The 11350-nt window shown below is 55.2% G+C and carries 11 protein-coding genes and 1 tRNA gene; 6 read left to right on the top strand and 6 right to left on the bottom strand.

Features of this window, described 5'->3' with window-relative positions; genetic code table 11:
* Nucleotides 1–72 precede the first annotated feature (72 nt).
* Entirely contained in the window at nucleotides 73–267 is a 195-nt protein-coding gene (locus MICA_RS04910; protein WP_014102595.1) for a hypothetical protein, read from the bottom strand.
* Nucleotides 268–442: 175 nt separating this feature from the next.
* On the opposite strand from MICA_RS04910, the gene MICA_RS04905 reads away from it, so the two are divergent.
* Nucleotides 443–922 carry a carboxymuconolactone decarboxylase family protein gene (locus MICA_RS04905; protein ID WP_014102594.1) on the top strand — a complete coding sequence of 160 codons (480 nt, stop codon included), beginning with the start codon at nucleotides 443–445 and terminating at the stop codon, nucleotides 920–922.
* A gap of 5 nt (nucleotides 923–927) precedes the next feature.
* Here the strand turns inward: MICA_RS04905 and MICA_RS04900 are convergent, their stop codons facing one another.
* Nucleotides 928–2676, bottom strand: a complete 1749-nt coding sequence (locus MICA_RS04900; protein ID WP_236619972.1) for a cation:proton antiporter domain-containing protein — start codon at nucleotides 2674–2676, stop codon at nucleotides 928–930.
* A gap of 199 nt (nucleotides 2677–2875) precedes the next feature.
* Between MICA_RS04900 and MICA_RS04895 the strand changes: the two genes are divergently transcribed.
* Together MICA_RS04895 and MICA_RS04890 are read left to right on the top strand one after the other, a co-directional pair.
* Nucleotides 2876–2951 (top strand) — tRNA-Glu (locus MICA_RS04895).
* Nucleotides 2952–3056: 105 nt separating this feature from the next.
* Complete coding sequence (locus MICA_RS04890; protein ID WP_041793821.1) at nucleotides 3057–3602, top strand: hypothetical protein; 546 nt, start codon at nucleotides 3057–3059, stop codon at nucleotides 3600–3602.
* On the opposite strand, the gene recJ is transcribed toward MICA_RS04890, so the two are convergent.
* Together recJ and glpX are read right to left on the bottom strand one after the other, a co-directional pair.
* A complete protein-coding gene (gene recJ / locus MICA_RS04885; protein ID WP_014102591.1) occupies nucleotides 3599–5389 on the bottom strand; it encodes a single-stranded-DNA-specific exonuclease RecJ in 1791 nt (596 codons plus the stop codon). The two genes, MICA_RS04890 and recJ, sit on opposite strands and share 4 nt — an antisense overlap.
* 104 nt (nucleotides 5390–5493) lie before the next feature.
* Entirely contained in the window at nucleotides 5494–6510 is a 1017-nt protein-coding gene (gene glpX / locus MICA_RS04880; protein WP_236619971.1) for a class II fructose-bisphosphatase, read from the bottom strand.
* 218 nt (nucleotides 6511–6728) lie between these two features.
* On the opposite strand from glpX, the gene MICA_RS04875 reads away from it, so the two are divergent.
* Nucleotides 6729–7136: a hypothetical protein gene (locus MICA_RS04875; protein WP_014102589.1), complete on the top strand. Its 408-nt coding sequence runs from the start codon at nucleotides 6729–6731 to the stop codon at nucleotides 7134–7136.
* A gap of 57 nt (nucleotides 7137–7193) precedes the next feature.
* A complete protein-coding gene (locus tag MICA_RS04870; RefSeq protein ID WP_014102588.1) occupies nucleotides 7194–7595 on the top strand; it encodes a hypothetical protein in 402 nt (133 codons plus the stop codon).
* A gap of 57 nt (nucleotides 7596–7652) precedes the next feature.
* Here MICA_RS04870 and MICA_RS04865 read toward each other — a convergent pair whose 3' ends face one another.
* Together MICA_RS04865 and MICA_RS04860 are read right to left on the bottom strand one after the other, a co-directional pair.
* Entirely contained in the window at nucleotides 7653–8951 is a 1299-nt protein-coding gene (locus tag MICA_RS04865) for a homoserine dehydrogenase (protein ID WP_014102587.1), read from the bottom strand.
* Between the two features lie 22 nt (nucleotides 8952–8973).
* Complete coding sequence (locus MICA_RS04860) at nucleotides 8974–9780, bottom strand: OmpA family protein (protein WP_148260425.1); 807 nt, start codon at nucleotides 9778–9780, stop codon at nucleotides 8974–8976.
* A gap of 282 nt (nucleotides 9781–10062) precedes the next feature.
* Here MICA_RS04860 and MICA_RS04855 point away from each other — a divergent pair, with 282 nt between their 5' ends.
* The gene (locus tag MICA_RS04855) at nucleotides 10063–11322 is read left to right on the top strand and encodes a GGDEF domain-containing protein (RefSeq protein ID WP_014102585.1); all 1260 of its coding nucleotides are present in this window, start codon (nucleotides 10063–10065) and stop codon (nucleotides 11320–11322) included.
* The last annotated feature ends 28 nt before the right edge of the window (nucleotides 11323–11350 follow it).

The following is an 11350-nucleotide window of genomic DNA, read 5'->3' as shown; positions in this document are numbered from 1 at the left end:
AGCATCGAAAACCGTAAAAAACCCGCCATCTCTGGCGGGTTTTTTCTGTGTTCTCTGTGTTCCGTGAAAAAATCAGGAAAAGCCTCTCGCCTTCCAGTTTTCGACAGTGGCGGGAATTTTAGCGCCGTTCATCAATTGTGATGGGGATAGCGCAACATCCATGCCCTTTTGCAGCTGTAACGGCTCTTTCGCATCCAGCGCCTGCTCAAAGGAGGCTTTCAGATTGACGTTCGTTTCAACGCCGCCAGATTCAACAATATCAACCATCTATCAAGTCCCCTTCTTACGCTCACGCTCTGGTTTTCTATTCGTTGAAACCAGGCTACACAGAAGATCTTAACATTCGGTTTTCAATTCATAAAATTTTATCAATTTATGCCCTTGCTGGATAACGCCGCGGCCCCCACCATATCAATGGTGATTTTTAAACCAGGAGAAACCCATGGCCGACCGCATCAATTACCCGAAACTCTCACCCCAGCTTTATAACACCCTGTATGCCATGGAAAAAATTCTAGCAGAATCCGCGCTGGATCATGGGCTGCTCCACCTTATCAAAACGCGCGCATCACAGTTGAATGGGTGCCTGTTCTGCCTGGACATGCATACCAAGGAAGCCCGGTTGGATGGCGAACGGGAATTGCGGTTGCACCATTTGCCGCTGTGGCATGAATCGAACCTGTTCACCGACAAGGAAAAGGCCGCGTTGGAATGGACCGAGAAACTGACCAAAATCGGCCCCCACGGCATTACTGATGAGGATTACGCCAAAATACTGGAACATTTTTCGGAGAAAGATTTATCCGATCTGACCTTCGCCATCGGCTGCATCAATATGTGGAACCGGTTGGGCGTGGCATTCCGCCCGGCGGCGGGTGGGCTGGATGCCGTTCTCGGATTGGATAAAGCGGGCCTGGCCTGAACACATCAGGCGGCCACGCTGTCGCCTTTCTGTTCGCCCTCTCCACGCTCACTCTCCAGCACACGGCCCGCGGCGGCGGCGGAGTATTCAAAGCATTGCAACACTCGTCCTGCCAGCTGCAGGCTGATCTCGCGTGTTTCCAGCACAACATCGTTCACGCCCAGTTTTTGCAAATCATCCGCGTGGGCTTCATCGCGGGCTCGGGCATAAATTGGCACGTTTTTGCAGTGACGGCGAATATTTTCAATGGCTGTGCGCGATGCCTTTTTGTCATCCATCGCCAGAATGATGGCGCGGGCCGATGTGGCCTTGACCTTGTCGAGCACATGAGTTTGCGAAGCGTCACCGTAAAAGACAGGCTTGCCCTTTTTGCGCAGGGCCTCCAGATGACCGGATTGATGATCCAGCCCGACATACGGGATCTGGTTATGTTCCATCACTTCGGCCACGGCCTGGCCTGTGCGGCCAAACCCGGCGATGACCACGTGCCCTTCAACACCCTTCACATACTGTTCCATCACCTCGGTCATACCGTTGGCTTTGCGTTTTACCAACCGCGCGGCCAGTATTTCGCCCAAACGGTAATAAAACGGCGTCAGGATCATGGTCAGGCTGGCCAGCATCATCATGAAATGGCCGACATTCTTGTCCACCACCCCCGATGCCATAGCCAAACCGAACAAAACGAAGGCGAATTCGCCCCCCTGCCCCAGGGCCAGGCCCGTTTGAATGGATGTGGGCAAAGACACGCCCCAAATCCGGCACAGGCCCGTTGTAATGACCGCCTTGACCGCAAAAATGCCAAAGACGGATGCCGCCAGCCAGAACAGATTGTCCATCACCGCCAGCAAATCGACCCCCATTCCGACAGACAGGAAGAACAGCCCCAGGAACATGCCCTTAAACGGTTCGATATCCACCTCAATCTGGTTGCGGAATTCGGTTTCGGCCAGAACCAGCCCCGCCAGAAACGCCCCCAACGCCATGGACAGACCCGCCTCGCCCGTGGCCCAGGCCGCACAAATAACGATGAGCAGAATTTGCGCCATAAAAAATTCCGGGCCCTGCGCCCCCGCTGTGACATAGCGCAAAGCCGGGCGCACCACAAAATGCCCAAGCGCCACCAGAACAGCCACAACCCCGCCCGCCTTGGCCAACGCCAGCAGAAGCGAGAGGAGTACGTTTTGTTCCGCGCCCGCCCCCTTGTCCTGCAACATGGCCACCATGAAGATCAACGGAACCACGGCCAGATCCTGCATCAACAGGATGGAAAAACTCGTCTGACCCACGGGGGATGCGAATTGTTGCCGATCAAACAGAATTTTCATGATCATCGCCGTGGATGACAGCGCCAGCGCCGTGCCAATCACCGCCGATGCCGGCCCGGAGTTGCCCCACATATAGGCCACCGCCCCAATCACCGCCGCCGTCGCGACAATCTGCGCCGTACCCAACCCGAACACCATCCGCCGCATGGCCCACAGACGTTGCGGCGACAATTCCAACCCGATAGTAAAGAGCAGGAAAATAACCCCCAGCTCAGCCAGAATGGACACACCCTTCACATCTTCAAACACGATGGCGGACAGGAACGGATAATCCCCCGCCAGCCGCCCAAGCCCATACGGCCCGATGACCACACCGGCCAGCAAGAAACCAAGAACGGGGTTCAACCGCAAACGGCTGAACACCGGAACCAAGATGGCCGTAATCGCCAGAAAGACCAGCAATTCGGCTTGAAAGGGGAGATGCATTTCCATGCGCGAAGCGTAGCAGATGCCGAACGCCGCAAAAATCCCCCATGAAAAAATACCCCGTTCCTGCCCACACGCCCACCAACCCAAACCTTGATAATGGAAGCGGCCACAATTTTTTCGTTATGTAAATGTAATTTATATCAGAAAGTGCTTGATTTCCCCCGCGCCATTGATTAGAAAACCCCATCCTTCGGCTGTCCCCTTCGTCTAGAGGCCTAGGACACCTCCCTTTCACGGAGGCGACACGGGTTCGAATCCCGTAGGGGACGCCAATTTAATAAAAAAGCCCCCGATTTGGGGGCTTTTTTATTGAGGCCAAAACCGAAATATTAAACTCACTAAATAAACACTTAGGAAACCATCCCGCGGGCGACCACATGAAAAACAATATACTTTTATTTTTTATAGGGATTTTAACAAGCTTAATTACCACCTCAAGCTTATATGTATTTATAAAAAGCTTGATGGCATCTCCCCCAGAAATTACCGCCGCTATTATTGGCGCGCTAGGAGCGCTCGCAATAGGTTTTTGGACACAACGAGGAACGAAGACACTTGAGATAAACTCCCGGCATTTCATAGAAAAAAGAGGGGCCTATATAATTTTCATCAACCTCTTATTTGAGTTATTTAACACCCAAAGGAACGGAGGACCTCTGTCGCAAGAAGAAATGACAGAAGCCCTAATGAAGTTCAAACGTGAATTAATGATCTGGGGTGATCAAAAAATCATCAAAACCCTCGAATCTTATGAAAGACTCTGTTTTGAAAACAGCGGAGATATAAAAAAACAAATTCTAACCATTGATAAGATCTTAAGAGAAATTAGAAAAGACCTAGGCCATAGAGATAATCAACTAAAAGATGGCGATTTGGTTTTAATGTTTATAAAGGCAGAAGATAAAGACAAACTATTTAACTAAACAGTTGTTGCCACATCCTCAATATGAAACTCCACGCTCTCCTTCCCCTGCCACTCGTTGATCTTTAAACGACCGAGGAGATGGACGGTGCGGCCGGCGCCGGAGAGTAAGGTTTGCCCCACGGGGGTATTAGCGGCGCGGAAGGCCATGGCTTTCATGCGGGTGCCGCCGCCGTCGGAATCGACGATCAATGTGCGCACGTGGTCGGTGCCGACCAGATCGGCACTGAAGATTTTGACGTCGGGAAGGACGAATACGGGTTCGGGGTTGGCTTGGCCGAAGGGGCCGACCTGAGCCAGAGTTTTCATCAGCGGCAGGTTGGCACCGCGTACGCTGAGGACGCCGTCCACATGCGTTTCATTCACCACCACGCGGCCCGCGGCTTGGGCGGCGATGTGTTTGTAGAAGAAATCGCGGAAGGTGGGAATTTGGTCGGGCAGAATGGTGAAGCCCGCAGCCATGGCGTGGCCGCCACCCTTTACAATTAGATTTTCATGGCGTGCGTCGATGAATGCCGCGGCGATGTTGATGCCGGGGATGGAGCGGCCAGAACCGCGCCCCTCCAACGCAACATCATGGCCCGGCGCGTAAGCAATCACGGCGGCGGGTTTTTTGTATTTTTCAACCAAACGCCCGGCGACCAGACCGTTCAGACCCGGATGCCAGCTTTCATCGCCGACCAGAATGGCGGGATGTTGGTCAAGGCCCAGATCGGCAACCATCTTCAACGCCTGATCCATCATTTCGGATTGCATGTCTTTGCGTTTGTCGTTGCAATCATTCAACGTCCACGCAATGTTTTTGGCCTCTTCCGCATCATCGGTGGACAGCAATTTTGCGCCCAGATCGGCCTTGTGTATCCGCCCGCCCGCATTGATACGGGGGCCGAGCATAAAGCCGCAGGTATAAGCATCGGGCGCGTTCTTCACCCCCGCCACCTGTAACAACGCGGCCAGACCGGGGTTATTGGTGGTGGCCATTTTTTCAAGGCCGTATTTCACGAACAAACGGTTCGGGCCATTCAACGGCACCATATCGCATACGGTGCCGAGGGCGAGAATGTCGATCCAGTCTTTTAACGGCGCATCACCACGCGCGCCGAAGAATCCGCGTTCACGCAAAACCTTGTTCATCGCGACGCACGTCATGAATGCCACACCGCAGGCGGCCAGCATGTCGTAACCGCTGTCATCATCACGGCGTTTGGGGTTGATGATGTGGTTGGCGACGGGCAGTTTGTCTTCCGCCTCGTGGTGGTCGAGGATGACGATGTCGAGGCCGAGGTTCCGCCCCTGTTCCACCACATCGAACGCGGTGGTGCCGCAATCGGCCATGATGACCAGATCGGCCCCGTTTTGTTTGAGCGTGTTCAGCGCGTTGATGTTCGGGCCGTAGCCTTCCTTCATCCGGTCGGGGATGTAAAGCGGTGTATCCAGCCCGCAATGGCGGAAAAACCGCACCAGAATGGCGGTGGATGTCGCACCATCCACGTCGAAATCACCGAACACGGCGATTTTGCGCCCGTTGATAACCGCATCGGCCAGATCGTTGGCCAGCGCATCCATGCCCTTGAGCCGGAACGGATCCGGGAAATCGCGGGACAGTTTGGGGGTCAGGAATTTTTCAACATCATCCGGCACCACCGACCGCGCGGCCAGAAGGCGCGCAACGATTTCGGGCAAGCCATGCCCCTGCACCATGCGGGCAACATCATCGCCATTGGCGGGGGAATACACCCACCGCGATTGCATGATGGACCGGTCGACGTTGAGGATGGTTTGGGCCATTTGTTTTTGTTCTTTCTCTATCTATCGTCACCCCGGCGCAGGCCGGGGTCCATACAATCTATCCTATGGATACCGGCCTTCGCCGGTATGACGATAAAAAAGGGTTAATACGCATCTTCCTTACGATTAAAATTGTGCGTCGATTCAATCTTGCGGATCGTGCCGGATTTGGAGCGCATGATGATGGAATGCGTGACCGCCCCACCCGCGAACCGGCGGACACCTTTCAGCATCGCACCATTGGTCACACCCGTTGCGGCGAACATGACGTTTTGCGGTTTCGCCAATTCGTTCAGCGTGTAGATTTTTTTCAGATCGCGAATGCCACATTTTTCCGCGCGGGAAATTTCACCGTCATTCCGGAACACCAGACGGCCCAGCATTTGTCCGCCCGTGCATTGCAGGGCGGCGGCAGCCAACACACCTTCCGGTGCGCCGCCGGTGCCCATATAAATATCAATGCCGGTATCAGGATCAGTGGTGGCGATGACACCGCTGACGTCGCCATCCTGAATAAAGCTGATCCGTGCGCCGGTGGACCGCACGGCGGCGATCATATCGGCATGGCGGGCGCGATCGAGGATACAGACCTGCAAATCCGAAATCTGCGCGCCCTTGGCTTCGGCCAGTTTGCGCAGGATTTCCTGCGGCGGGGCATCCAGATCAAGGATGTTGGTGGGCAGGCCGGGGCCAATGGCCATTTTTTCCATGTAGGTATCGGGCGCATTCAAAAACCCACCCTTGTCCGCCAACGCCATCACGGCCAGCGCGTTCGATCCGCCCTTGGCGGTAATGGTTGTGCCCTCCAACGGGTCGAGGGCAATATCAATCTCAGGGCCAACGCCTGCGCCCACCTGTTCACCGATATACAACATCGGGGCTTCGTCGCGTTCGCCTTCACCAATCACCACGGTGCCGCGCATGGACAGGCTGTTCAACGCTTCGCGCATGGCATCCACGGCGGCGGCGTCCGCGGCCTTCTCATCCCCGCGCCCGACCAGGCGGGAGGCGGCCAGGGCGGCGGCCTCGGTCACACGAATGGCCTCCAGTGCCAGGTTACGGTCCATGGCGAAAGCGTCGTTGGCAAGCGGTGTGGATGGTTTCATGGCGGTGGCGCTCATTCCTGTGATCCCTTGTTTTTTAGGAGTATAGCCCCAGTTTAGGGCCGGGACGCCCCCGGATCAAAGCGCAAAAATGGCGGATTTCCGCCCTATCCACCCCATCTGGCCCTATTCCGGGGCCGCCACCACATTTTCTTGACATAACCAATTAACAAAATGTACAAAGCGCCATCAGTTCACTGTATTCGAGGTATGACCCGATGCGGAGTATGTTTCAAATGCGGGAGCATGTTTTGTCCCTGTTCAATATGATTTCCGGGACGCTGGCCCGTGAAAGCATGAATGGCAAAAACTACGCCGTTATTCTGCCCACCAATGATGAATTCGATGCGGCGGAAAATATCCTGGTTAAAAGCGACAATCCGCAAATCAAGGCCGTTGCAACATTGATGCGCGCCAAGGGTGAAACGATGCGGTTTACCACCCAGAACCCGAGCCGCCATGGCGACCTGCCCGGTTTTGTGACATTCAACAACCGCGATCTGGCCCACGTCTTCCAAAACGCTATGCACGATTGCGGTCACAGCACGACATTGTGCGAGATTAATCACAAAGGCGTCGTACAGTCCCTGCGTATGCAGGATCGGAATGGCTCCTGCTACAACGTTCTGGCTGTACGCCAGTAACAACAGAGTTTATAAGAACGCCCGACTTCAAACCAACGGTAATAGAGGACCAAAAGAATGTACCAAGAAGCCCAAAAATTCGCCTCCATCTTCAACACGATGAGCGACGATTTCGCTAAACTGGCAAAAGACGGTATGCGCTTTGCCATCCCGGTCACCAACAAAGACATGTTCAACGCCCTGTCCGCTGCAAAAGCAAAAGCCTTGGGCCCGGTTGAAGCCGTGCTGGCTGGCGTTGAAGCCAAACTGCACTATGTAGAAAAAGCACCGACAGCAGACAAGCCGGGTTACATCGCATTCAGCGACGAAGGTCAGAGCATGGCTGTTCTGAAAGGCCTGCGCGCAACCGGTCACTGGACCGCTATGTTCGAAACCATTGATCAAAATCGTTTCGGTATGACCGCGATCAACAGCGACGGCTCGTCCCGTTACCGTTTGCTGCCGAAACTGGCACGATAATCGTTTCTGCGTTTATTGCGTAAAGAAAACAGGCCGCAGATTTTGCGGCCTGTTTTTTTATATCTCGATCAATTTCATGACACAGGGCGACCCCGTCACCTGTGGCAATTTGGCAATTTCGGCACAGGCACCATCAATGTCGGCCTGACGGGCCTCATGCGTGGTCAGGACGATGGACACGGGTTGGTCCGGGTTACGTCCGCGCTGGATCATGGCTTCGACCGAAACATTGTAATCGCGCAGGATCGCCGACACGGCAGCCAGAACGCCGGGTTTATCCAACACGTTCAGGTGCAGGTAAAACCCACTGATAATATCCGCCGGCCCCGCCCATGTGGCCGTGACCAGATCATCCACCGGCACACCGAATGACGGGCCGCGATCACCGCGCACCAGATCGATCAAATCAGCAACCACCGCGGATGCCGTTGGCCCCTCGCCCGCGCCACGCCCAACCAGCATTTCCTTGCCCATGAAATCGCCATCAACAAACACGGCGTTGAACACATCATCCACGGCAGCCAGCGGGTGACCTTCGGGAACCAAGCACGGTTCAACCGATTGCACGATTTTCCCATCATCCAAACGCCGGGCCACACCCAGCAATTTGATGCGATAGCCCAATTCCGCCGCATGGTCGATGTCACCCGCACTGACATGGCGAATGCCGGCAATTTTCATGGCCGGAAAATCGGGTTTTACGCCAAACCCCAACGCCGTCAGGATGGACAGCTTGTGCGCGGCATCAATACCATCAATATCAAAAGTCGGATCAGCCTCGGCATAGCCCTTGGCCTGCGCTTCCTCCAACACATCCAGAAAATTGCGGCCCGTACGGCGCATTTCGGTCAGGATGTAATTGCATGTGCCATTCAAAATGCCATAAACCGCGTTCAAGCGGTTGCCGGCAAAACTTTCGCGCAAGGCTTTAATCACCGGAATGCCACCGGCCACGGCGGCTTCGAATTTCAACGGGGTTCCAGTTTGATCCGACAGCCCGGCCAGACGCACACCGTGCGTGGCGATCAAGGCCTTGTTCGCTGTCACAACAGGCTTGCGGGCCTTTAATGCGGTCTCAACCAAGGACAGCGCCGGGCCATCGGATCCGCCCATCACCTCGACCACTGCATCCAGACGCGGGTCGCCCGCCATGCGTTCGGGGTTTTCGGTCCATTCATAGGCGGACAGATCCACACCACGGTCACGCCCCTGATCCCGCGCACTAATCGCCAGAACTTCAATCTTGCGCCCGGCCCGGGCGGCGATCATATCCGCATGGGTTTGCAGGATTTTAATGACACCCACACCGACGGTCCCCAGACCAGCCAGACCAATCCGGAACGTATCAGCAGTCATGGGCATCTCCCTTCAGGTGATATCAGCGCGGGCGTGTAATGATTTCGACGCGACGGTTGCGGGCTTCGTCCGCGGCGCTGTTTTCAACAACGGCCGGATGCGTGTCGCCATAGGCCGTGGCCTTGACCACATCCACCGGAACACCATCACGGATCAGTTGCTTGGTCACCGCCATCGCGCGTTTCATCGACATATCAAAGTTGATGATGCGGCTCTTCACCGGATCGGCGACATCCGTGCGGGTGCTGGCATGGCCGCCCACCTCCACCATATAACCCGGCGTTTGTTCCAGGTAACGCTGGGCTACACTGCCCAGAACCTGGCGCGTTGTGGCGCTGAGCGCGGCGGAGCCGTGTTCAAAGTAAATACGGGCCGGGCTTCCGGCATAGGTCGGAATACCGCCAATATCGGTCGGCATTGGCAACAACGGGCCACCACGATGCTGGGCCTGTGTCGGGCGGACACCCGGAACGTAACCGCCATCCGCAAAGGGGAACACCGTCACCGATGGATCGGTGCTGGCTTGCAAACCGCCTGCGGCATAACGCATATCACCCGGCATCTGCACCGACTGACGCACCGGAACGGGCGCATCGTCCAATGTGTATAGCTGAACCGAGCTGTTGGAATATTGAGCGGCCAAGCTGTTGTAATCCACGCGCGCCGGGGGCGTCGGCATGGTGATGTCAGGCTGGCTGACTGTATAGGCCGGATCGTTGAAACCACCATTAAACGCCGTATCAAGGTCACGGGCAAACTGGCCGCACGCCGCCATAGATAAGGCCAGGACGGACACACAGGACAAAGTCAGAAGTTTAAACGGTTTCAAGGGGATATCCTCCGCAGAAAAGGCGGTCAAGCGTGAGTCAAAATCGGGCCCCATGGTGGCCCGCGAATCCCGGCTTTTCAAGGGGTTCCGGGGCCCCGGCCCCAAGTTTTCCCGCCCGATTCCCTGTCCAAAGCCGGAATCCAGCATTAAATCCGCAGAATTCTGCGTTATTTAACAATAAAGTAACCCTCTTCCCCTAGGATGAGCATGGGGTTTATCCCCGTCTATCTTGTGTAAAAATTACCCTGATCTTTCAGGGGCATAGAAAAGGATTGGCCCGCCGTGTCGACGTTCCCGCGTTGGACGCAATTGTTCAGTTTCCCAAAGCCAGTCTCCTTCTCTGACGAAGTCGAGGAGAAATATCTGGACGCGCAACGCGAACGGTTTGTGCCGTTCGTGCGGACCTGTTTGATTGTCGCGACACTGCTCTACCCCCTGTTCATTTACTGGGACTTCATTCTGGCCGGGTCGGAATTATTGCCGCACCTTATTCCCGTCCGCCTGTACCTGATCCCGCTTTATCTGTTCCTGTTGTTCCTGATGTTCCTGCCCATCGCGGGGCAGATTTGTGAATCTGTGGCCGTGGCCGCCCTGGTCGCCATGGTGTTTAACGTGTCGCATATCCTGCTTCTGATCCCGGACGGGTTTATTATCGGGCTGGCGGGTGCGCTGGTGCCATTCCTTCTGGTGCCGCTGATGCCCTCCGTCCGCTCCGCCCTGTTGATGAGCAGTTTTTCATTCGTCATTATCAACGGCATGATGACGCTCAAGGGCTACACCCCCGTGCAGATGGTCAACGCAAACTATTTCGTGATGATGTATGCGTCATTGGGCACCGCCATCACCTACATTGTTATTCTGACACGCCGGAAGGCCTATGCCCTTGAACTCAACCTTGAACGCATGGCCACGACGGACGAACTGACCGGGATCAGCAACCGCCGCCATTTCATGCGTGAATCGGTCGAGGTTATCCGGGCGATCCGGTATAAACGCCCGCTGTCCATCCTGTTGCTGGACATCGACAATTTCAAGAAAATCAACGACACATTCGGTCACCACGTTGGCGATATCGCCATCAAATTACTAGCTACCAGCAGCGCGGAATTCCTGCGCGGGACCGATATTGTCACGCGGGTTGACGACATGAACCTGAACCGCCTCGCCCGCAACACGTTGCAATCCGATATGGAAGATGAAGCCACGCCGATGATTGGCCGTTTGGGTGGTGAAGAATTTGCGGTCTTACTGCCCGAAACGGATACCACCGGGGCCTATAAGGTGGCCGAACGCCTGCGCCGCTTGATTGAAGAGAAGGTGATCGATTCCGGGGATGGAATTATTACAAAAATGACGGTCAGCATCGGGGTGGCTTCGCTGAACCCCAACGACCCGAATGAATCCATTAACACCATGCTGGTCCGGGCCGACCACGCGCTGTACCGCGCCAAGCAAAATGGCCGAAATCAGGTGGTTATTGATGAAACCATCCTGAACCAGATTTCATTCGACGATGATGTCACCCCGCCACGGTTGAATTAAGGTCATACAGACGCCTTTTCCGGTTTAA

Origin of the sequence: Micavibrio aeruginosavorus ARL-13 (genome assembly GCF_000226315.1) — a bacterium.
Classification (GTDB): domain Bacteria; phylum Pseudomonadota; class Alphaproteobacteria; order Micavibrionales; family Micavibrionaceae; genus Micavibrio; species Micavibrio aeruginosavorus_B.
The sequence above is the reverse complement of the archived record's forward strand: the minus strand, read 5'-3'. Positions and strand labels throughout refer to the sequence as shown.

Bases quoted from the DNA above. Each gene is read 5' to 3' on its own strand.
- glpX (WP_236619971.1), bottom strand. From the start codon at position 6,510: ATGAGCGCCACCGCCATGAAACCATCCACACCGCTTGCCAACGACGCT.
- recJ (WP_014102591.1), bottom strand. From the start codon at position 5,389: ATGGCCCAAACCATCCTCAACGTCGACCGGTCCATCATGCAATCGCGG.
- MICA_RS04870 (WP_014102588.1), top strand. From the start codon at position 7,194: ATGTACCAAGAAGCCCAAAAATTCGCCTCCATCTTCAACACGATGAGC.
- MICA_RS04865 (WP_014102587.1), bottom strand. From the start codon at position 8,951: ATGACTGCTGATACGTTCCGGATTGGTCTGGCTGGTCTGGGGACCGTC.
- MICA_RS04890 (WP_041793821.1), top strand. From the start codon at position 3,057: ATGAAAAACAATATACTTTTATTTTTTATAGGGATTTTAACAAGCTTA.
- MICA_RS04900 (WP_236619972.1), bottom strand. From the start codon at position 2,676: ATGCATCTCCCCTTTCAAGCCGAATTGCTGGTCTTTCTGGCGATTACG.
- MICA_RS04905 (WP_014102594.1), top strand. From the start codon at position 443: ATGGCCGACCGCATCAATTACCCGAAACTCTCACCCCAGCTTTATAAC.
- MICA_RS04875 (WP_014102589.1), top strand. From the start codon at position 6,729: ATGCGGGAGCATGTTTTGTCCCTGTTCAATATGATTTCCGGGACGCTG.
- MICA_RS04910 (WP_014102595.1), bottom strand. From the start codon at position 267: ATGGTTGATATTGTTGAATCTGGCGGCGTTGAAACGAACGTCAATCTG.